Annotated in this window: 18 protein-coding genes and 1 pseudogene; 10 read left to right on the top strand and 9 right to left on the bottom strand. The window is 67.9% G+C overall.

The annotated features are described in order from the left end of the window. Nucleotides 1-16: 16 nt before the first annotated feature. The gene (locus ACFWVD_RS06985; RefSeq protein WP_379241085.1) at nt 17-685 is read left to right on the top strand and encodes a hypothetical protein; all 669 of its coding nucleotides are present in this window, start codon (nt 17-19) and stop codon (nt 683-685) included. A 154-nt stretch (nt 686-839) separates the two neighbouring features. On the opposite strand, the gene radA is transcribed toward ACFWVD_RS06985, so the two are convergent. Further along, on the bottom strand, nt 840-2240 hold the full coding sequence (gene radA, locus ACFWVD_RS06990; protein WP_379241086.1) for a DNA repair protein RadA: 1401 nt from the start codon (nt 2238-2240) through the stop codon (nt 840-842). Nucleotides 2241-2318: 78 nt separating this feature from the next. Continuing rightward, on the bottom strand, nt 2319-3038 hold the full coding sequence (locus tag ACFWVD_RS06995; protein WP_379241087.1) for a hypothetical protein: 720 nt from the start codon (nt 3036-3038) through the stop codon (nt 2319-2321). A gap of 349 nt (nt 3039-3387) precedes the next feature. Here ACFWVD_RS06995 and carD point away from each other — a divergent pair, with 349 nt between their 5' ends. From carD to ACFWVD_RS07025, 6 genes and pseudogenes are all read left to right on the top strand, one after another. Beyond that, nucleotides 3388-3876, top strand: a complete 489-nt coding sequence (gene carD / locus ACFWVD_RS07000; protein WP_019044685.1) for an RNA polymerase-binding transcription factor CarD — start codon at nt 3388-3390, stop codon at nt 3874-3876. Nucleotides 3877-3889: 13 nt separating this feature from the next. Continuing rightward, a pseudogene (ispD, locus tag ACFWVD_RS07005) lies at nt 3890-4567 on the top strand (2-C-methyl-D-erythritol 4-phosphate cytidylyltransferase); the annotation flags it as partial. A gap of 98 nt (nt 4568-4665) precedes the next feature. Continuing rightward, nucleotides 4666-5133 carry a 2-C-methyl-D-erythritol 2,4-cyclodiphosphate synthase gene (gene ispF, locus ACFWVD_RS07010; protein ID WP_379241088.1) on the top strand — a complete coding sequence of 156 codons (468 nt, stop codon included), beginning with the start codon at nt 4666-4668 and terminating at the stop codon, nt 5131-5133. 128 nt (nt 5134-5261) lie between these two features. Further along, a complete protein-coding gene (cysS, locus tag ACFWVD_RS07015) occupies nt 5262-6665 on the top strand; it encodes a cysteine--tRNA ligase (RefSeq protein WP_379241089.1) in 1404 nt (467 codons plus the stop codon). Next, entirely contained in the window at nt 6665-7654 is a 990-nt protein-coding gene (gene rlmB, locus ACFWVD_RS07020) for a 23S rRNA (guanosine(2251)-2'-O)-methyltransferase RlmB (protein ID WP_379241090.1), read from the top strand. Before cysS ends, rlmB begins: the two co-directional genes overlap by 1 nt. A gap of 72 nt (nt 7655-7726) precedes the next feature. Continuing rightward, the gene (locus ACFWVD_RS07025; RefSeq protein ID WP_379241091.1) at nt 7727-8005 is read left to right on the top strand and encodes a DUF4190 domain-containing protein; all 279 of its coding nucleotides are present in this window, start codon (nt 7727-7729) and stop codon (nt 8003-8005) included. A 5-nt stretch (nt 8006-8010) separates the two neighbouring features. Here ACFWVD_RS07025 and ACFWVD_RS07030 read toward each other — a convergent pair whose 3' ends face one another. The 7 genes from ACFWVD_RS07030 to kstR form a co-directional block, all read right to left on the bottom strand. After that, a complete protein-coding gene (locus ACFWVD_RS07030; RefSeq protein WP_379241092.1) occupies nt 8011-8814 on the bottom strand; it encodes an enoyl-CoA hydratase/isomerase family protein in 804 nt (267 codons plus the stop codon). A gap of 14 nt (nt 8815-8828) precedes the next feature. Next, a complete protein-coding gene (locus ACFWVD_RS07035) occupies nt 8829-10004 on the bottom strand; it encodes an acyl-CoA dehydrogenase family protein (protein WP_379241093.1) in 1176 nt (391 codons plus the stop codon). 69 nt (nt 10005-10073) lie between these two features. Further along, complete coding sequence (locus ACFWVD_RS07040) at nt 10074-10940, bottom strand: metal ABC transporter permease (RefSeq protein WP_379241094.1); 867 nt, start codon at nt 10938-10940, stop codon at nt 10074-10076. Beyond that, nucleotides 10940-11701 carry a metal ABC transporter ATP-binding protein gene (locus tag ACFWVD_RS07045; protein WP_379241542.1) on the bottom strand — a complete coding sequence of 254 codons (762 nt, stop codon included), beginning with the start codon at nt 11699-11701 and terminating at the stop codon, nt 10940-10942. Before ACFWVD_RS07045 ends, ACFWVD_RS07040 begins: the two co-directional genes overlap by 1 nt. 75 nt (nt 11702-11776) lie before the next feature. Then, entirely contained in the window at nt 11777-12640 is an 864-nt protein-coding gene (locus tag ACFWVD_RS07050) for a metal ABC transporter solute-binding protein, Zn/Mn family (protein WP_379241543.1), read from the bottom strand. A gap of 416 nt (nt 12641-13056) precedes the next feature. Next, the gene (gene otsB, locus ACFWVD_RS07055) at nt 13057-15627 is read right to left on the bottom strand and encodes a trehalose-phosphatase (protein ID WP_379241095.1); all 2571 of its coding nucleotides are present in this window, start codon (nt 15625-15627) and stop codon (nt 13057-13059) included. Nucleotides 15628-15960: 333 nt separating this feature from the next. Continuing rightward, nucleotides 15961-16575, bottom strand: a complete 615-nt coding sequence (kstR, locus tag ACFWVD_RS07060) for a cholesterol catabolism transcriptional regulator KstR (RefSeq protein ID WP_379241096.1) — start codon at nt 16573-16575, stop codon at nt 15961-15963. Between the two features lie 136 nt (nt 16576-16711). On the opposite strand from kstR, the gene ACFWVD_RS07065 reads away from it, so the two are divergent. The 3 genes from ACFWVD_RS07065 to ACFWVD_RS07075 are packed head-to-tail and all read left to right on the top strand — an operon-like array spanning nt 16712 to nt 21064. Further along, nucleotides 16712-18832: an acyl-CoA dehydrogenase gene (locus ACFWVD_RS07065; RefSeq protein ID WP_379241097.1), complete on the top strand. Its 2121-nt coding sequence runs from the start codon at nt 16712-16714 to the stop codon at nt 18830-18832. A 4-nt stretch (nt 18833-18836) separates the two neighbouring features. Continuing rightward, a complete protein-coding gene (locus ACFWVD_RS07070) occupies nt 18837-19916 on the top strand; it encodes an acyl-CoA dehydrogenase family protein (protein ID WP_379241098.1) in 1080 nt (359 codons plus the stop codon). Then, a complete protein-coding gene (locus tag ACFWVD_RS07075) occupies nt 19901-21064 on the top strand; it encodes an acyl-CoA dehydrogenase family protein (RefSeq protein WP_379241099.1) in 1164 nt (387 codons plus the stop codon). Before ACFWVD_RS07070 ends, ACFWVD_RS07075 begins: the two co-directional genes overlap by 16 nt. Nucleotides 21065-21075: the final 11 nt, after the last annotated feature.

The raw sequence follows: 21075 nt of genomic DNA on the forward strand, positions 1-21075 counted from the left end.
CGCTTACCTTTGAGGTGTGCTGGAACCGAATGGACCGCTGTCACCGGAGATCTACTGGCGCCGCCGTGCACTCGCGATCGGCGTCGCTGTCGTGGTGCTCGCGATCGTGATCTGGCTCGTCACCATGGTCGCGCGCGGGGGAGAGTCGGCCGGGGCCGAGAACGTGGCCGCGACCACGTCCGAGACCACCACGTCGGCGCCGAGTACGACCACGTCGGCAACCAGCTCCGCGCCGACCGGTAGTTCGACCACGCCCACCACCACGACCAGCGCCACCGACCAACCCGCGGCACCACCGTGCTCGGACCAGTCACTGGCGTTGAAGGTGACCGTCGGCCAGCCGACCTACAAGGTCGGCGACCAGCCCGCGTTCGGCACGGTGATCACCAACATCTCGTCCGCCGCCTGCTCCCGCGACCTCGGCGCCGGCCCGCAGTTCCTGGTCTACACCCTCGACGGCCAACGCCGCCTCTGGGCGAGCAACGACTGCGCCCAGGACGACCCGCCGGAAATGAAAACGCTCAAGGCCGGTGAACAACTGTCGTACAAGGGCAACTGGTTCGGCACCACCTCGCAGCCCCAGTGCGCGGGCGACCGCCTCCAGGTGCCCGCGGGCGCGTACATGGTGGTGGCCCAACTCGGTGCCGCGCGCAGTGCCGCGGAACCCTTCAACCTGGCCTCGTGAACCACAGCTCCCGCGTGCGGGGGCATTGTGCGGGTGCGCAATAGGTCACATGTTCGACTTCGGTCGATTTGCAGTCTTCGCAGGTTCGGCCACGCCGTCAATGGACATTGTCGCGAAAATGGGTGGCCGACACCGATTTTCGCGTTTGCCGAAGTTATTCCACGGACACCACTTCGCGCGGTGCGCGGGATTTGCGGAGTTCGGCCAAACGCAGCGCCGAACGCAGATCCCCGACCTCGTGAATGCGCATGGTCCCGGTCTTGGTCTTCTCCGAACCGGGCGGCACCAACGCCGTGGTGAAGCCGAGCCGTTCGGCCTCGGCCAGCCGCCTGCCCAGACCGGTGACCTTGCGGACCTCGCCCGCCAGCCCGACTTCGCCGAGAATCACCCAGCCAGCAGGCAGCGCGACATCGGCCTCGGCCGACGCGATGGCCAAGGCGATGGCCAGATCGGCGGTCGGCTCGAGTAATCGCATCCCGCCCACGGTCGCCGCGTACACATCGTGTTTGCCCAGAAACACCCGTCCGCGACTTTGCAGCACCGCCAGCACCATGGCGACCCGGTTGTAATCCAACCCGCTCACCGCCCGGCGCGGCTGCGGAATCTCGGTCTTGACCGTGAGCCCCTGCACCTCGGCCACCAGCGGCCGCTTGCCGTCCATCGCCACGGTCACCGCGGTACCGGGCACCGTGTCGGTGCGATGGTGCAGGAACAGCCCGGAAGGATCGTCGACGCAGGCGATGCCGTCGTCGTGCAGTTCGAAACAGCCCACCTCGTCGGCACTGCCGAACCGATTCTTGATGCCGCGCACCATCCGCAGCGACGAGTTCTTGTCACCCTCGAACTGCAACACCACGTCCACCAGGTGCTCGAGCGTGCGCGGCCCGGCCACGTTCCCGTCCTTGGTGACGTGCCCGACCAGCAGCACCGCGATCCCCGACGCCTTGGCAAGCGACGTCAACGCGGCCGTCACCGCGCGCACCTGGGTGACACCGCCGATCACGCCGTCCACCTCCGGCGCGAGCATCGTCTGCACCGAGTCCACCACCAGCAACGTCGGCCGCACCTGCTCGACATGCCCGAGCACGATCGACAGATCCGACTCCGCCGCCAGATACACCCGGTCGTGCACGGCACCCGTGCGATCCGCCCGCAACCGCACCTGACCGGCGGATTCCTCCGCGGTCACATACAGCGCGGTCTCCTCGCGCGCCGACGCCCACCGAAACGCCACCTCGAGCAACAGCGTCGACTTGCCGACCCCTGGCTCACCCGACAGCAACACCACCGACCCCGGCACCACACCGCCCCCGAGCACCCGATCCAGCTCACTCACGCCCGTCGAGCGCGCCCGGGTGATCTTGGAATCGATCTGCGACAACGGCGCCGCCGCAGTGGTGGGCAGCATCGCCCGCCGTCCGGGCGCCGCGGCGGACGCCGAGACGGCCACCTCGTTCACCGTCCCCCAGGCACCACAATCGGGGCACTTACCCACCCACTTGGACACCTCGTGCGAACACGCGGAGCACCGGAAGACTGCTTTGGTCTTGGCCACACGCGCACCCTACGGACCAGCACCGACAAGTAGAGCCGCCGCGAAAGTTCGCGACGGCTCTACCTGCGAAGGCTGGTCTCAGTGACCGCCGCCCGCACCCTCGGGCGCCGGGCCGGACTTCTCGTTCTCCACGCGCTCGACAGCGGCGGCGTCGACCGGGACCGACACCTGCACGGTGCCCGCGTCCTTGAAGTTGAAGGTGACGTTATAGGTCAGGCCGGGGACGATGTCCTTGGCCAGGCCGGTGATCTCGATGGTGGCCGGGGTCTTCACCGGGTCGATCGAGGGCTTGTCGCCCGCGGCGCTGGTCGGCGCGGCAGACGTGCTGGTCGGGGCCGCCGAGGTGGTGGTGGGCGCGGCCGTGGTGGTGCCGTGGTGATCATCGGCAGCGGCGGGCTTGGCGGTTGCCGGGCCGACGACCACGGTCTGCTGCGGCTTCAGCGTGAACTTCGGGTCGCCGGCGGGGCCGGTGATCTTGATCTGACCCAGGTCGGTGCTCACGCTGGTCAGCTCGTCGGTGACGGTCTCGCTGCCGTTGATGATCGACAGCGCGAGCACGGCCTTGCCGCCCTTGCTGTGCTCGGCGGTGGCTTCGGGGTACACGATGTACACGTTGCGCAGGGCGATGTCGCCGACCGTGGCGTGGTTGCCGTTGATCGCGGCGGCCTGCGCCGAGGTCTGGGTGTGCTGGCCGGCACTGCAGCCGGTCAGGGCGATACCCGCGGCAGCGGCGAGCGCGGCAACCGTCGCCATGCGACGTCGCGCCGACGTGGCGGTCACAGCTTTCAGGGCAGTCACGGTTTGTCCTCCATGTCGACCGGGCTCACTCCGTCCACAGCGGGTCGGAGGGTAGTAACTAGGCAGCGTAGTAGTTGACTGCGCGCGGGCGACGTTCGGGCTCGCGACGCGCGGTGCGGAAGTAACAGTTAGGTGTCCCGAGCGAGGTTGCCGGATCGATGCCGGTGGTCCGCGCAGCGCTAACCGGCCACTATGCTGGTGGTTAACCCGTTGTGGCGCAATTCAATGCACAACAACTGCGTATTGTCAACCCCTGCGATGGCCTCGTTGTGGCCCTGACCTGCACAGTTGATCGCGCCGTTATCGAGTCGCATGTTAAACTGTGAACATCGAAAGGGGCACGGGACACATGATTTTTAAGGTCGGAGACACCGTCGTTTACCCCCACCACGGAGCGGCGCTGATCGAAGCAATCGAGACCCGCACCATCAAGGGTGTGCAGAAAGAGTATCTGGTCCTGAAGGTCGCGCAAGGCGACCTGACTGTTCGGGTTCCCGCAGAGAACGCCGAATATGTCGGCGTCCGCGACGTCGTCGGCCAGGAAGGTCTCGACCGCGTCTTCCAGGTGCTGCGCGCGCCACACACGGAGGAGCCGACCAACTGGTCCCGCCGTTACAAGGCCAACCTCGAGAAGCTCGCCTCCGGCGATGTGAACAAGGTGGCCGAAGTGGTGCGTGACCTGTGGCGTCGTGAGCAGGACCGCGGCCTGTCCGCCGGTGAGAAGCGAATGCTGGCCAAGGCTCGTCAGATTCTCGTCGGTGAGCTCGCGCTCGCCGAGGGCACCGACGACGGCAAGGCCGAATCGCTGCTCGACGAGGTCCTCGCAGCGGCTTCCTAGAAAACAATTGAAAGTGCGACCTGTCGTAGCACTGGTCCCTGCCGCCGGTCGAGGCGTGCGCCTGGGTGAACCCACCCCGAAGGCGTTCGTTCCGGTCGGCGGCACGGCTATGGTCCGGTTGGCCGTCGACGGTCTGATCGCGTCCGGTGCGGTGCACCGGGTTGTCGTGGTCGTCCCCGCCGAACTGGTCGACGAGGCCACCTCTTTGCTGTCCGGCGGTTCGATGCCCTCTGTGCCGGTGCAAGTAGTCGTCGGCGGTGCCGAACGCACCGACTCCGTCCGCGCCGGCATCGCGGCCGCGCCCGACGCCGCGTTCTACCTCGTTCACGACGCCGCCCGCGCGCTCACCCCTCCCGAGCTGATCGCGCGCGTGGCCGCCGAGCTGCAGGCCGGAAGTCGCGCGGTGGTCCCCGCGCTGCCCGTCGTCGACACCGTCAAATCGGTCGACGCCGCAGGCATCGTCACCGGGACCCCCGACCGCGCCCACCTGCGGGCCATCCAAACCCCCCAGGGCTTCGCCGCCGACCTGCTGCGCCGCGCCTACACGACCGATGTCGGCGCGACAGACGACGCAGGCCTTGTCGAACGCCTCGGCGTCGACGTGCACACCGTCGCCGGCGACTCCCTCGCCTTCAAGATCACCACCCCCCTCGACCTGCGCCTGGCCGAAGCGCTGCTGGCAGACGGAAGCGCCGCGCCGCGCCAGGCCGCCGACCCGACTCCGGCCGTCGCGACTTCCGCTGACGCCGGGCAGCCCACGGCGCCCACCGTGACTCAGGCGGTTGCCCGATGAGAGTCGGCATCGGCAGCGACGTGCACCCCATCGAACCCGGCCGCCCCTGCTGGATGGCCGGTTTGCTGTTCCCGGAGGCCGACGGCTGCTCGGGCCACTCCGACGGTGACGTAGCCGCCCACGCCCTCTGCGACGCCCTCCTCTCCGCCGCGGGTCTCGGCGACGTCGGCGCGGTCTTCGGCGTCGGCCGCCCCGAATGGGCCGGTGTCACCGGCGCCGCCATGCTCACCGAGGTCCGTAGGTTGCTGACCGAAGAAGGCTTCGAAGTCGTGAACGCCGCGGTGCAGGTCATCGGCAATCGCCCGAAGATCGGCCCGCGCCGCGCCGAAGCCCAGAAAGTGCTCGGCGAACTGCTCGACGCGCCCGTCTCCGTCTCGGGCACGACCACCGACGGCCTCGGCCTGACCGGTCGTGGCGAAGGTGTCGCCGCGATCGCCACCTGTCTGCTCGCGGAGTGTTCCTAGCCCGAACCGGGCCGCCCGATTCCCACCGCAGTACCTTTTCGCCGATTCCCGGCTTCGTCGCAGAAACTCGCGAGCCACGAACCGGCCGGTCAATCCCACTCTCGTCCCACCGACTAGGATCGAATGCCGTGACCTTGCGCCTTTTTGACACCGACACGCGAACCATGCGGGAATTCACCCCGCTGGTCCCCGGCCGTGCCTCGGTGTACCTGTGTGGGGCCACCGTGCAGGGTCAGCCCCATATCGGTCACGTGCGCAGCGGCGTCGCCTTCGACGTGCTGCGTCGCTGGTTGCTCGCGCACGACTTCGACGTGCGGTTCATCCGCAATGTCACCGATATCGACGACAAGATCCTGAACAAGGCCGCCGAAGCGGGCCGCCCGTGGTGGGAATGGGCCGCCACGCACGAGCGCGCTTTCGACAAGGCCTACGAAACCCTCGGCGTGCTGCCGCCGTCGGCCGAACCGCGCGCTACCGGCCACATCACCCAGATGGTCGATCTGATGCAGCGCCTGATCGAGCGCGGGCACGCCTATGCCGCCGACGGCGACGTCTATTTCGACGTGATGAGCTGGCCGAATTACGGTGAATTGTCGGGCCACCGCCTCGACGACGTGCACCAGGGCGAAACCCCGACCCGTTGCAAACGTGATCCGCGCGACTTCACCCTGTGGAAAGCCGCCAAGCCCGGTGAGCCGAGCTGGCCGTCGCCGTGGGGTCCCGGTCGGCCCGGTTGGCATCTGGAATGCTCGGCGATGGCCGAGTTCTATCTCGGCCCGGAATTCGATATCCATTGCGGCGGAATGGATTTGATCTTCCCGCACCACGAGAACGAGATCGCCCAGTCGAAAGCGGCAGGCGACGGTTTCGCGCGTTACTGGCTGCACAACGGCTGGGTGACGATGGGCGGGGAGAAAATGTCCAAGTCGTTGGGCAACGTGCTGTCGGTGCCGAATGTGCTCACCAGGGTGCGCCCGGTAGAATTGCGTTTCTATCTGGGCAGCGCGCATTACCGCTCGATGCTCGAATACTCCGACAAGGCTCTCGACGACGCCGTCGCCTCCTATCAGCGCATCGAAGCGTTCGTGCAGCGGGTGCTGGATCGGGCGGGGCAGGTGCCGGTCGGTAAATGGACCGACGGATTCGCCGCCGCTCTCGACGACGATCTCGCGGTCCCGAAGGCACTGGCCGAAATCCACCATGTGGTGCACGAGGGAAATCGCGCGCTCGAGTCCGGCGCGGTGGACACCGCGGTCGAACTGGCCGGTGCGGTGCGGGCGATGCTGGGAATTCTCGGCGTCGACCCGCTCGACGAACAGTGGTACACCCCCGCCGATAGTTCGGCGGCGATCGAAGCGCTCGATGTGCTCGTTCAGACGGAATTGAACCGTCGGGCGAACGCGCGGGCCGAAAAGAACTGGGCAGAAGCCGATGCCGCACGGGATCGGCTCATCGCCGCGGGTATCGAGGTAACCGATACCCCGCAGGGGCCGGAGTGGTCGCTGGGCGCATCGAGCGGAAAGGCGAACTGATGGCAGGTAATTCACAGCGACGCGGAGCAGTACGTAAGGGCGGCACCAAGAAGGGGCAGGTCGCCGGTTCCGGCGGCAAGCACCGTCGCGGGCTCGAGGGCCGGGGTGCGACGCCGCCTGCCGTCGAGCGCACCAAGCATCCCGCCGCGAAGCGGGCCAAGGCCGCGGCCAAGGCGAAAGCCAATGCGGCACAGGGTCGTCCGTCCGGTAAGTCCGGCGTGCCGCGCGTTGGTCGCAAGTCCGACGAGGGTCCCGAGTTGGTGCTGGGCCGCAACCCGGTGCTCGAGTGCCTGCGCGCCGAGGTGCCCGCGACCGCGCTGTTCGTGGCGGTCGGCACCGAGAACGACGATCGCCTGTCGGAGAGCGTGCAGCGTGCCGCCGACATGGGCATCTCCATCCTCGAAGTGCCGCGCACCGACCTGGATCGGTTGAGCGCCAACGGAATGCACCAGGGCGTGGCCCTGCAGGTGCCGCCGTACCGCTACGCGCACCCCGACGATCTGATGGACCGGGTGAAGGGCACCGCGGAGCCCGCGCTGCTGGTCGCGCTGGACAACATCACCGACCCGCGCAACCTCGGCGCGGTCATCCGCTCGGTGGCCGCGTTCGGCGGTCAGGGCGTGGTGATCCCGCAGCGTCGCAGCGCCAGCGTCACCGCGGTGGCATGGCGTACCAGTGCCGGTGCGGCAGCGCGCCTGCCTGTTGCCAGGGCCACCAATCTGACTCGCACACTGAAGGATTGGGCCGCGCAGGGCATCCAGGTCGTGGGTCTGGACGCCGACGGCGACACCACCCTGGACAACTTCGACGGCAGCGTTCCCACCGTCGTGGTCGTGGGTTCGGAGGGCAAGGGCCTGTCGCGTCTGGTGCGCGAGACCTGCGATTCGATCCTGAGCATTCCGATGGCGGGTCCGGTCGAGTCGCTCAACGCCTCGGTCGCCGCGGGTGTCGTCCTAGCGGACATCGCCAAGCAGCGCCGCCTGGGCTGAGTTTGTTCGCAGCGCGGGCGGGCTGTGGTGTAGTTCGCCTCAGCTGCGCTCGCGCACAGTAGGATTCGTGCTGTGGCGATTCCAGATCAGCCGATCGGTGAGACGGTCGAGCACCCGCAGGCCAACCTGATCCTTGTGCTCGGGCTGCTCAGTCCGTTCTGCTGTGGGATCTTCGGGCCGGTCGCGTGGGTGCTGGGCAGGCGCGCGCTCAACGAGATCGACGCGTCCTACGGCGGGCTCAGTGGCCGGTCGCAGGTGGTGATCGGGTTGGTCGCCGGGATCATCGGCACGATCTTGATGTTGTTGTTCGCGCTGCTGTATCTGGCCGGTTCCTGCAACGGGAATTTCTAGACGCGTCAGTCCAGGCTTTGGCGTTGGCCGGGTGCGTCCCAGGCGGGCCATTCGTCGTTGACGCTGCCGGTCCAGTGCGGCGCGCGACGTTCCTTGAACGCCACCATCGCCTCGCCGCCGTCGACACTGTCGCCGACGTGCGCGTTCAGTTCCGTCTCGAGCTGCCCGACCACCGCGGGCGTCATGCCCAGGCTCTCCCAGATCAGCCGCTTGGTCAGCGCGACCGGCAGGGGAGCGGTCCCGGTGGCGATGTCGTGCGCCACCGCGAGCGCGGTCATCAGCACCTCGTCGGCGGGCAGCGCCGCGTTGGCCAGCCCCAGCGACTTGGCTTCGTCACCGTCGAAGGTGCGTCCGGTGAGCATGATGTCGGCGGCGTTGGCCAGGCCTGCCAGGCGCGGCACGGTCCAGTGCGCGAACCCGTCGGCGAGTACCCCGCGCCGCACCTGGTTCAGCCCGTACACCGCGTCGCGCGCGAAATACCGCAGGTCACACTGCAGGGCCAGGGCCAGCCCGATCCCGACCGCGTGCCCGTTCACCGCCGCGATCACCGGCTTGCGGACCTGCCAGGGCGGCGGGTCCAGCGTCGCGCTCACGTCGCCACCGCGCGCCGCCAGATCGGCGCCGGCGCAGAAGGCGGGTGGGGTGCCGGTGATCACGACGGCGCGGATCGCGTCCTCGATGTCGCATCGGCGCAGCGCCGCGCTCAGTTCGGCCGCCATGGTCGCGGTGACGGCGTTCTGCTTGGCAGGTCGGTTCAGCGTCAACAAAGCGACGCCGCCTTCGACATCGACGAGCAATTCCGAACTCATAGAACGCAATCGTACTAGCGACCGGCCAGCAAGTGTCTGCCGATCGCATACTTGTGCACTTCGGTCGGGCCGTCGTAGAGCCGGAACGCGCGCATATCCCGGAACAGCATCTCCACCACGGTCTCGTCGCTGATCCCGATTCCGCCCAGCACCTGCACGCAACGGTCGGTCACCTTGAACAGTTCCTCGGATACGAACGACTTCGCCATCGACGATTCGTGCCGGGCCTGCTGCCCCTGATCCATCAGCCAACAGGCGTGCCAGATGGTCAGCCTGCACTGGTGCAATGCCACCTCGTTATCGGCCAGCATGAACGACACGCCCTCGTGTTCGCCGATCGGTTTGCCGAAGGCGGTGCGCGTGCGCGCGTAGTCCAGCGCGATCGACTGCGCGCGAGCGGCGGCGCCCAGCCAGCGCATGCAGTGGGTGAGTCGGGCTGGGGCCAAACGCAATTGGGCGTAGCGCATGGCCTGTCCGGTGCGGCCGAGCACGGCGGTGGCGGGCAGGGTGAGGTTGTCGAACCGCACGACCGCGTGCCCGCCCACGTAGTTGCGGTCCATCGTGTTCATGATGCGTTCGATGACGATGCCGGGCGTGTCGGCCTCGGTGATGAACAGCGTCGGCCCGGCAGGCAGGTGCGGGTTCTCGGCGAGCAGGGCCATGATGATCCAGGTCTTGGCGCCGTCGGCCCCGGTGATCAGCCATTTGCGGCCGTTGATCACGAAGTTCTCGCCGTCGAACACCGCCTCGGTGCTGAGCTGGCCCGGATCCGAACCCGCGCCGCCCGGTTCGGTCATCGCGAACACCGTGCGTTGCTCGCCGCGGATGGCCGGCATCAGATACTGGTCGATCTGCTCAGGATCGGCGATCTTGTTGAGCAGGAACATGTTTCCCTCGTCGGGCGCGGCGCAGTTCATCGCGACCGGTCCGAGCGTGGACCAGCCCGCCGCCTCGTACACCAGCGCCTGCTCGACGTGACTGAGCCCGAGGCCGCCGTATTCGACGGGGGCCTGCACGGTCAGCAGTTTCTCGGCGCGGGCCAGTTCGATCAGTTCCGCGCGCAGATCGTCGGTGGGCCCGTGCGCGGTCAGGCGCGGGTCGCGTTCGAACGGCACGATCTTGTCGATGACGAAGGCGCGAACCCGATCTCGCAGCGCGGCCAGATCCTCCGGAACGGTGAAATCGATCATGCTGGTCATTCTGCGCGCGGATCCACGCGGCTCGCGGTCATTCCGGCATCGTGCGGCCGCCGTCTTTGTTCAGCGCACGTGCGCGAGTTGTCGACTGCGGTGGCCGATCACCCGGCAGACCAGGTAGATCGTGAACGAGATTCCCGTGACGAAGGTCGACACCGGCACGCCCGGAGCCAGCGACAACAGCAACCCACCCACCGCCGACACTTCGGCGAAGATCACCGACAACACCGTCGCCCGCAGCGGACTCGACGTCAGCTGAGCCGCCGCGGCAGCAGGCGTGATCAACAACGCCAACACCAGCAACGCCCCCACGATCTGCACGCCGAACGCCGCCGTGATGCCCAGCAACACCGCGAACACCACCGACAACGCCCGCACCGGCACCCCGCGCGCGATCGCGACCTCGGGATCGGCACTGGCGAACAGCAACGGTCGATACACCACCGCCAGCACCGCGAGCACACCCGCGGTACACGTGACCAGCAGCGCGAGCCCGTCATAACCGACGCCCGCCACCTGCCCGGTCAGCAACGAGAACTTCGACCCGGCGCGTTCGGGCGCCAACCACAGGAACAGCACCGACAACCCGAGCCCGAACGACAGCACCACCGCGATCACCGAATCACGTTCGCGCGCACGAGAACCCAGCCACCCGAACAACACGGCAGCCACAACGGAACCGGCTATCGCCCCGAATCCGACCCCGACTCCCATGAGCAGCGCCGCCGACGCACCAGTCAGCGACAGCTCGCTGGTCCCGTGCACCGCGAACGACATCTGTCGCGCGACGATCAGCGGCCCGATCAGTCCGGCCAACAATCCGAGCAGCGCACTGGCGAGCAAGGCCTGCTGCACGAAGTCGTAACCGAGCAGGTTCGCGGTGGTCCCGAGGTCGAACATCTGCTGAAAAACCTTGGTGAGCTTGTCCATCAGGCGGTCCCGCCCAGCGCGTCGATCTCGTCGCCGGTCCCGACAACGACCAGCCGCCCGCGCACCCGCAACACCTCGACCTCGGTCCCGTACAGCTCGCTCAGCGTTTCCGAGGTCATCACCTCGTCGGGCGTCCCGATCCGGAAGCCGCCGTCGACCAGGTACAGCACCCGATCCACCAGCGGCAGAATCGGATTGATCTCGTGTGTCACGAACAGCACCGCCGTGTCGTGTTCGCGCCGCCGCTTGTCCACGAGTTCGGCGACCAGCCGTTGATTGGCCAGGTCCAGGCTCAGCAGCGGTTCGTCACACAGCAGCACCGACGGATCGCCGACCAAAGCCTGCGCCACGCGCAACCGCTGCTGTTCACCGCCGGACAGTGTCTCCAGCGGAGCATGTGCGAAAGACTGCGCGCCGACAGCGGCAACGGCGGCCGCGACCTTCGCCGCCCGCTCGCCACGACCACGCCATCCAAGCCCCCAACGATGCCCGTCGACCCCGAGCCCGACCAGGTCTACACCGCGCAACTGCACCCCGGCATCGATCGTCTTCTGTTGCGGCACATAGCCGATACCCGGATTCCCGAGACTGGCCTTCTTGCCCGCGATCTCCGCGCTACCCGAACTCAAACCCAATCGACCGAGCAGCACGCGCAGCAGCGAGGTCTTGCCCGAACCGTTGGGACCCAGCACCGCGATGAACTCACCGGGTGCGACATCGAGGTCGAGTCCGCTCCACAGCGTGCGGTCGCCGAACGACATGGTCGCCCCGCGCAGCCGGATCGCGGTGTCGGTGCGCTGCGGTATCAGCGTGGTCGTCTCGGACAACGCGACTCCTCAGCGCAGGGCAGCGGCGAGCGCCTTGGCGTTCGCGGTCTGCCACTGGATGTAGTCCATGCCCTGCGGCAGGGTCTCGGTCACCTCGACCACCGCGATCCCGGCCGACTTCGCCGAGGCCTGCAGGTCCTGGGTGATCTTGTCCTGCGTCTGGGTGTTGTAGATAAGCGCCTTGACCTGCTTACCCGTGATCAGATCGCGAGTGGCGGCGACCGCGGCCGGGGCCGGGTCGGTCTCCTGCTCGATCGCTTCCTGGAACTCGTGCGGGGTCTTGTCCTGCGCGGACGCGGCGACCAGCAGGTAGTGCGCCAGCGGCTCGGACTGCGCGACCGGCGCGTTGGGCGTCTGGGCGGCGATGGTGCCGGTGATCGTGCTGACGCCGATCAGCTGGTTCTTGAACGTGACCGCACGCTCGGTGTAAGCACTGGCGTGCGCGGCGTCGACCTGCCCGAGTTCGGCGGCGATCTGATCGGCCACGGCCGCGACTGTGCTCACGTCGTACCAGACGTGCTCGTTGTCATCGGACTTGTCCGCGCGCTGCTCGAAAGCTTCCACGGTCCGCTTGTTCTTGCCGGAAATGGCCTTCTCGATGAACTCGTCATAGTGCCCACCGTTGAACACCACCAGATCGGCATCGCTGATCTTGGCGGTGTCGGTGGCGGAGGTCTCGAAGGAGTGCGGGTCGGCGGCCGGGTCGCTGATAATCGAGCTGACCTGCGCATCCGGTCCCGCGACGGCGGCGGCGACGGAGCCCCACACATTGGTGGAGGCGACGATCTGAGGGGTATCGGAATCGGTGGAGCCGGTACCGCAGGCGCTGAGCACGACCGCGGCCACCACTCCCACCGTGAGACCGGCACACATGCGGGCGAAACGAGGGTTCACGCGGTACTCCTGCTGACAAGCTCTAGATCGTAATGGAAATCGTTACCGTTAGATTAGCAGAGGTCGCGTGGGGGTATGTGCTGGGATCGAAGGTTTGGTGGGGTCGGTGTGGCAAAGCCACGGGGGTTTGGGTGGTCCCGGGTTGTTTGAGGCTGTGTTTTTGGAGCGCTGGCGCGCTCGAGCGCGGCCCCTGAGGGGCCGCGAGTTAGCCACCGTTGCTTGAGGCTGCGCCTCGGACGCAACGGCGGCTAACTCGCGGCCGGGCCGCTACGGCCACTTCGTGGCCGCTGCTCCCTATGGGTCGCAGGTGCGGGGCTGGGAGTGCGGTAGGTGGCGGATTTGGGGTGCGGGCATGTGGGAGCCGGGCCCTGGGGTGGGCCCGGCTCCTGGGGTGGTCAGACCAGTGCGTTGACCGGTTGGCTCAGTAACTGGGCGCAGCGGAGTAGGCCGAGGTGGCTGTAGGCCTGGGGGTGGTTGCCCAGGGATCGTTCTGCGACGGGGTCGTATTCCTCGCTCAGGAGGCCGGTGGGGCCGGCCGCTGCTACCAACTGGGCGAACAGGGCTTCGGCGTCGGAGCGGCGGCCGATCAGGAGGTAGGCCTCGACCAGCCAGGCTGCGCAGAGGTGGAAGCCTCCTTCGCCGCCGGGCAGGCCGTCGTCGTGGTGGTAGCGGTAGACCGTTGCGCCGCTGCGCAATTCGGCTTCCGTGGCCACTACGGTCGCGGCGAAGCGGGGGTCGGCGGGGTCGATCAGGCCGCTGAGGCCGATGTGCAGGGTGGCGGCGTCGAGGTCGGTGCCGTCGTAGGCGGCGGTGTAGGACTGGACCTCGTCGTTCCAGCCTTTCGCCTTCACCTCGTCGGCGATCGTTTCGCGCAGGGTCACCCAGTCGGGGTCGGCGGGGCGGTCGAAGCGTTCGGCCAGGGTCAGGGCGCGGTCGATGGTGAGCCAGCCCATCACCTTCGAGTACACGTGGTGGCGGGGGTTGCCGCGGATCTCCCAGATGCCGTGGTCGGGTTCGGTCCAGCGGCGCTGCACCGCCGACACCATCGCGTGCACCAGTTCCCAGTCGGCGTCGGGCAGTGCCTTGGCGGGGGAGGTGATGCCCTGACGCTCGCGCTCGTGCGCCATCGAGGTGATCAGGTCGACGATCGGCCCGAACACGTCGAGTTGCACCTGCATATTGGCCGCGTTGCCCACGCGCACCGGCCGCGATCCGGCGTAACCGGGCAGCGCGTCGATCACGGCTTCGGGCGGCAGGGTCTCGCCGTAGATCGTGTACAGCGGGTGCAGACGTTCCGGTCCGGGCAGCGTGTCCAGGACCTTGTGCACCCAGTCGAGGAACTCCTCGGCCTCGGTCAGCGAGCCCAGCGTCACCAGCGCCTGCGCGGTCAGCGACGCGTCGCGCAGCCAGCAGTAGCGGTAGTCCCAGTTGCGCACGCCGCCGATGTCCTCGGGCAGCGAGGTGGTCGCCGCGGCCAGGATCGACCCCGACGGGCGATGCACCAGCCCGCGCAGGGTCAGCGCCGACCGCTTCATCAGATCGGGCTTGAGCGGCGGCAGCTGCAACCCGGCCGCCCACTGCGACCAGTACTGCTCGGCGAGCTGACGACGCTGCGGTTCCGGCGTCATCGACGGTGCGAGATCGGCCGTACCGCAACGCAATTCGAGCACAACCGGCGCGACAGACGGATCGACCACCGCGCGCGCCTGCTCATTGGTCCCGTCGGACAGAATCTCCCACTCCACCCCGGGAGAACGCAGCACCATCGGATCATTGGTGCCGCTGACGATCAGACCGTTGCGCACAGCTTCCATCCGCACGGGCACCTGCCCGAATTCCGGCTGCGGCGCGAACGTGACCACCGCCTTCGCGGTACCGGTGATCACGCGGGTCAGATCGGTGCGGTCGGACGCCACGTCGTGCGGCAGATAGTCGGCCACTTGCAAACTGGCCCATCGTGTTTCGACCGTCATCGTGCCGTCCACATACCGCTGCGACAGCGGCAGACTCGCCCGCTCCGGCGCCACCGTGAAGTGCCCGGCCGCCGCACCACCCAGCAGATGCGCGAACACCGCCGCGGAATCCGGTTCGGGATGGCAGAACCAGGTCACCGTGGCATCGGGGGTCAGCAGCGCGACCGAGCGCGGACTTGCCAACATGCTCAGCCGTTCGATCCGCGGCGCGCTGGCCCCGGCCAGCCACGTGCGGCGCTCCTCGACCAGGAACGCCAGCGCCCGCGCGACGTCCTCGGTGGAGTCCACGTGCAGCTTGGCGATGCTGTCGCCCTCGCCGACCTTGATGCCGACATCGGGGCCCGACAGCACCCGGAACGCCTTCTCGTCGGTGACGTCGTCGCCGAAAAACACTGCGGCGGAAGCACTGTCCTGATGACGGATGGTGTCCAGCGCGGTGCCCTTGTCGGTGGGGATCACCGCCAGTTCGATCACCGCCTTGCCCTCGGTCACCTGCACGCCGACCCAACGAGCCGGACCCTGCCGCACCGAAGTCAGTGCGCGCCTGCCGATCTCGGGGCTGGCGTTGCGCACATGCAACGCGGCGCTGGCCGGCTTCATCTCCACGGTCACGCCGGGGTTCTCGGCGGCGATCGTCGAGAAGGCCGAATTGATCTCGGTGAGAAGCTGTTTGGCGTCGTTGTCGATCGCGTGCACGAAGCCCACGTCGAATTCCGAACCGTGACTGCCGATCAGCTGCACCTCGACCGGCAGACGCGACAGCGCGGCCAGATCACGTAGTGCCCGACCGGAAATCACCGCCGCGGTGGTGTTGGCCAACCCCGCCAGCGCGCGTAGTGCGCTCACCGATTCCCGCTGGGGGAAGGCTTTGGCCGGGTCGGACACGATCGGGGCGATCGTCCCGTCGTAGTCCGAGGCAACCAGCAGCCGGGGCACGCGTGCCACCGACGCCAGTGCACGGCGGACATCCAAGGGCAGTTCCTGTGCGCTCACGCATCCAACCTAGTGATGGGAGGAGTTGATCAGGGGGCGCGAAAAACAATACTGCGTCAATTTTGTCGCGCGAGCGGCGCGGCGGGTTGTGCGTGCGTCGCCGAGCCGTTTGCTCGCGACCTTACGGCAAATCTCGCGGCCGTGGTCGGCCACCACGCGCCGTTCGCGTCGGGGCCGCCGGGCAAGGTGAGGCCCGCGCGGCTGGTAGATGCACTGTTTCGCATATGCGACGTCGGCTATGCATCTTCCTACTGGAAGGCGCACAGCCGACGCGTGTCAACAGCTATGGGCGATTTGTGATGTTCGAGCGAGCGGAAATGCCGGGTTGCGCAGCTATCCGCGATCGCCCAGCAACAGGTCCACGGTGAGCTCGAGTCGTTCCGTGACATCGGTCGCAGAGGCCCGTCGAGTCAGCCACGCGACCAGATTCGACAGCCACACATCGGAGATCACGCGCGCGATCGCCAGCTGACGTTCGTCGGGTTCGCCGTCGCTCATGGCCCGCGCGAATACCCGGTCCATCACCTTGCCGACCCGATCCACCTCCGCGGCAGCCGAGGCGTCGGCGAACATGAACGCGCGCGTCATGGCCTCGGTGAGCAGCGGGTCGCGCTGCATCATCCGGGTGATCTGGGTGAGCAGGCCGTGCATCCGCTGCGACGGGCCGTCGCCGGGCAGCGGCTTGCGCTTGCCCTCGAACATCTCGAATTCCCTGGCCAGCGCCGAAACCAGCAGGTGCACCTTCGACGGGAAGTACCGGTAGAGGGTGCCGACGGCGACATCGGCGCGCTCGGCGACCGCCCGCATCTGCACGGCGTCGTAGCCGCCCTTGGAGGCCAGCGCGAGGGTCGCGTCGAGGATGCGCTTGCGCCGGTCGCGCTGCGCGTTGGAACTGAGCTCCTCCTCCGACAGCGTGGTCACGGTGGGCGTTGGTGCGGGACTGTCCATCGTGGAAACCCTTTCGCGTCTGTGGAATTTCGGCGGTGCAGCGGTGCAGCGAGTGTAGGTCTCTTGACTTATACCCGGCACAGATATTAGAACATGTTCTAGGAGTGGGAACCACGCCGGAAGGGCGGATCTTCTTGTGACCATCGCCACCACTGACGAGCATAAAGCCGCCGCGGCGTCGCTGCGGGGCTGGGCGAGTTCGGTCGCGCCGATTGAAACAATGCGAGCGGTCGGTACGCACGCTTGGCGTGAGTACTGGCCCGCGCTGGGCGAGTTCGGACTGTTCGGCGTCGCCGTGCCGGAGGACAATGGCGGGCTCGGCGGCACCGTCGCCGATCTGGCGGTGATGCTCGAGCAGACCGGCGACGATCTGGTCGGCGGGCCCGTGCTGGCCACGGCCCTGGCCGGGCTGATCACCGAGGGTGTCGTCGACGGAACACCGTGTGCGGTCGCCGTGCCCGGTGACGAACGGGCCGCGAAAGCGGTGGCCACCGACGATGGCTGGAGTGTCACCGGCACTTGGGATTTCGTGTACGGCGCCGACGATCAGACGCAGGTGCTGGTACCCGCGAACACCATCGACGGCGTTCGCTGGCTGTTGATTTCGCCTGCCGCAGTGGCAATTACACCGCTGCAGCATGGCGACCACACCGTGCCGCTGGCCCGAGTCACCGCCACCGACGTAGCGGTTCCGGCAGCCCACGGCTTCGCGCCAACGGCCGATATCGCCGACCTTTTCGTGACGCTCGCAGTAGCCGAACTAGCGGGCGTGGCTGCCTGGTCATTGCGCACCGCCGTCGAATATGCCCGCGTCCGTGAGCAATTCGGCAAGCCCATCGGCAGTTTCCAAGCCATCAAGCACCTGTGCGCCTGGATGCTGTGCCGCGCCGAGTTGATCCGCGCGGTCGCCGCCGACGCCGCCGCAGCCGTCGACGAGGGCGGTTCCGAACTCCCCATCGCCGCCGCGGTAGCAGCCTCGGTCGCCCTCGACGCCGCGGTCGACAACGCCAAAGACGCCATCCAGGTACTGGGCGGCATCGGCTTCACGTGGGAACACGACGCGCACTTCTACCTGCGCCGAGCCAGCTCGCTGCGCCAACTCCTCGGCGGCTCCGCCCGCTGGCGGGCCCGCGTCGCCGAGCTCACCAGGGCCGGTCAGCGCCGCACCACCGGTGCCGAACGGGTCCTCGGCGATGCCGCGGTAGACACCGCGCTCGCCGCCGAAATCGCCGCGATCGCAGCCCTAGACCCCGCCGACCAGCCGCGCGCGTTGGTCGAGGCGGGCCTGGTGATGCCGCACTGGCCGCAGCCCTACGGCCGCGCCGCCGACCCGATGACCTGCCTGCAGATCGCCGAACAGCTGCGCCGCGCCGACCTGACCGTCCCCGACCTCGCCGTCGCGGGCTGGGCGGTGCCGACCCTGCTGCGCTTCGGTACCGAGGAACAGATCGACCGCTTCGTCCGCCCGACCCTGCACGGCGACGTCATCTGGTGCCAGCTGTTCAGCGAACCCGGCGCCGGCTCCGACCTGGCCGCCCTGCGCACCACCGCCGACAGAGTCGATGGCGGCTGGGTACTGCGCGGCCAGAAGGTCTGGACCTCGCTCGGTTCGACCGCGAACTGGGGCATCTGCCTGGCCCGCACCGATCCGTCCGCGGCCAAGCATCGCGGCATCAGCTACTTCCTGGTCGACATGCGCGCCGCCGGTGTGCAGGTGCGGCCGCTGATCCAGATCACCGGCGAGGACCGGTTCAGCGAGGTCTTCCTCGACGACGTGTTCGTGCCCGACGACTGCCTGGTCGGCGCGTTGAACAACGGCTGGAAGATCGCGCGGACCACCCTGTCGGCCGAACGGGTCGCCATGGGCGGCGGCGGGATCGGCGGCGCGCTCGAAGCGCTGCTGGACCGTTTCCCGGTCGGCGGATGGGGAACAGAACTGCGTGAGGACCGTTTCGGCGCACTGATCACGTCATCGATTGCTGGATCATTGCTGGAACAGCGGATCGCGGTGGCGACAATGGCCGGAACCGACGCGGGTGCCCAAGCCGGCGTGCGAAAACTGGTCGGCGTCCGGCATCGGCAGGACCTGGCGGAGTACGCGTTGGAGCTCACGGGCGAAGAAGGTGCCCTGGACAGCGATGCTCTGAAAGAATTCCTGCTCACACGGTGTCTCTCGATCGCGGGCGGTACCGAGCAGATTCTGTTGACCGTGGCCGCCGAACGGATTCTCGGCCTGCCGCGCGATGCGGACAGTTAGCTCGATGAGGGAGGACGCCGTGGATTTCACCCGCGACGAAAGTGCCGACGCCGTAGCCGAGGTAGTGGTGAGCCTGCTCGAACGTGAGTCGGCCCGAGATATGGCCCTGTGGCCGAGTTTGATCGACTCCGGGTTGTTGGCGGTGCCGGTGCCCGAGCGGTTCGGCGGCGACGGCATGGGACTGCTCGAGGTGTCGGCGCTGCTCATGGAGCTGGCCACCGATGCCGCCGCGGTCCCGGCCCTGCCGACCTTCGGGTTCGGCGTGCTGCCCCTGCTGGGGGTGCTGTCGGACGAACTGGCCGAACGCGTGCTGGCCGAGGTCGGCAAGGGCATCGTGCTCACCGCCGCGCTCAACGAACCGGGCGCCCCGTTCACCACCGCGCCCACGACCAAGGCGGTACGTGACGGCGACACGGTGCGGATCACCGGCCGCAAGCCCGGCGTGCTCTACGCGTCGGAAGCACGCTGGATTCTGGTGCCCACCGATGCCGGTGTGGCACTGGTCGATTCGGTCGCACCCGGTCTCGAGATCCTGCCGGTAACGGGTTCGGCGGGTATCCCGGAGGCCACGCTGATCCTCGACGACGTGGAGATCCCCGCCGACCAACTGCTGCCCGACGCGTTGCCTGCCCTGCACCGCCACGCCCTGGCCTGCATCGGCGCGGTCGCCGACGGCCTGCTCAAGGGCGCGATCACGCTCACCGCCGAGCACGTGCGCACCAGGGAACAGTTCGGCAGGCCGCTGGCGGAATTCCAGGCCGTGGCCCAGCAGATCGCCGACCTGTATGTGGTCTCGCGCACCCTGCACGTGGCCGCGGAGTCGGCGTGTTGGGCGCTGGCGCAAGCGGATTCGTCGCCCGAACACCAGGACCGCATCGACGAGGACCTCGACGTGCTCGCCTACTGGGCCGCCGCGGAGGTTCCGCGCGCCATGCAGAAATGCCACCACCTGCACGGTGGCCTCGGTGTGGACATCGCCCACCCGATGCACCGCTACTACTCACAGGCCAAAGACCTCGCCCGGCTGCTGGGCGGCGCGGGGCTGCGGCTCGACCTTCTGGGAGCAAGATGTTCATCGATCTGACCGCCGAACAGCGGCGGTTGCGCGAGGAATTGCGTTCCTATTTCGCCGATCTCATCACCCCTGCCGAAGCCGTGGACATGGCCGTGGACCGGCACGGTGACACCTACCGCGAGGTGGTGCGCCGGATGGGCCGCGACGGCTGGCTCGGTGTGGGCTGGCCCAAGGAGTTCGGCGGTCAAGGTTTCGGCCCGATGGAACAGCAGATCTTCTTCAACGAGGCTGTGCGAGCGGACATTCCGCTGCCGCTGGTCACGTTGCTCACCGTCGGCCCGACACTGCAGAAGTACGGCACCGACGAACAGAAGAAGAAGTTCCTCCCCGGAATCCTTTCCGGCGACATCCATTTCGCTATCGGCTACTCCGAGCCTTCGGCGGGCACCGACCTCGCCGCGCTGCGCACCAGCGCGGTGCGCGACGACAGCGGCGACTGGATTGTCAACGGCCAGAAGATCTTCACCACCGGCGCCCACGAGGCCGACTACGTGTGGACGGCCTGCCGTACCGGCTCGGTCGAATCCCGCCACCGTGGCATCACCATCCTGATCGTGGACACCAAGGACCCCGGCTACTCCTGGACGCCGATCATCACCTGCGACGGCGCCCACCACACCAACGCCACCTACTTCGACGACGTCCGTGTGCCCGCGGAAATGCTGGTCGGCGAGGAGAACCGCGGCTGGCGCCTGATCACCACCCAGCTCAACCACGAACGCGTGAGCCTGGGCCCGTCGGGCAAGATCGAACAGCTCTACGACCGCCTGCGCGACTGGTCCGCCTTGCACGGCCTGCTCGGCGAACCCGAGGTGCGTCGAGCGCTGGGTCGCGTGCGAACCATGGTGCGGCTCAACGAGTTACTGAACTGGCAGGTCGCCGCCGCCGACACCACGGCAGGCCAGAACGCGGTGATCGCCGACGCCTCGGCCACCAAGATCTTCTCCACCGAATCCCTGCAGGAAGCCGGGCGCATCGTCGAGGAGATCATCGGCCGCTACGGCGACCCCGCCGACCCCGGCACCGCCGACCTGCTCGGCTGGCTGGACCGCCGCACCAAACAGAACCTGGTCGTCACCTTCGGTGGTGGCGTCAACGAGATCATGCGCGAACTGGTCGCCACCGCGGGCCTGGATCTGCCGCGCGTCCCCCGATGAACAAGGAGCGG

It is taken from the genome of Nocardia sp. NPDC058666, assembly GCF_042714895.1.
In the GTDB taxonomy this organism is placed as follows: Bacteria; Actinomycetota; Actinomycetes; order Mycobacteriales; family Mycobacteriaceae; genus Nocardia.

Coding starts and splice junctions, on each gene's coding strand:
- ACFWVD_RS07040 (WP_379241094.1), bottom strand. CDS start 10,940: ATGGACAAGCTCACCAAGGTTTTTCAGCAGATGTTCGACCTCGGGACC.
- carD (WP_019044685.1), top strand. CDS start 3,388: ATGATTTTTAAGGTCGGAGACACCGTCGTTTACCCCCACCACGGAGCG.
- rlmB (WP_379241090.1), top strand. CDS start 6,665: ATGGCAGGTAATTCACAGCGACGCGGAGCAGTACGTAAGGGCGGCACC.
- ACFWVD_RS07050 (WP_379241543.1), bottom strand. CDS start 12,640: ATGTGTGCCGGTCTCACGGTGGGAGTGGTGGCCGCGGTCGTGCTCAGC.
- ACFWVD_RS07045 (WP_379241542.1), bottom strand. CDS start 11,701: ATGTCGTTCGGCGACCGCACGCTGTGGAGCGGACTCGACCTCGATGTC.
- kstR (WP_379241096.1), bottom strand. CDS start 16,575: ATGGACAGTCCCGCACCAACGCCCACCGTGACCACGCTGTCGGAGGAG.
- ACFWVD_RS07075 (WP_379241099.1), top strand. CDS start 19,901: ATGTTCATCGATCTGACCGCCGAACAGCGGCGGTTGCGCGAGGAATTG.
- ACFWVD_RS07070 (WP_379241098.1), top strand. CDS start 18,837: ATGAGGGAGGACGCCGTGGATTTCACCCGCGACGAAAGTGCCGACGCC.
- ACFWVD_RS07035 (WP_379241093.1), bottom strand. CDS start 10,004: ATGATCGATTTCACCGTTCCGGAGGATCTGGCCGCGCTGCGAGATCGG.
- ACFWVD_RS07030 (WP_379241092.1), bottom strand. CDS start 8,814: ATGAGTTCGGAATTGCTCGTCGATGTCGAAGGCGGCGTCGCTTTGTTG.
- ispF (WP_379241088.1), top strand. CDS start 4,666: ATGAGAGTCGGCATCGGCAGCGACGTGCACCCCATCGAACCCGGCCGC.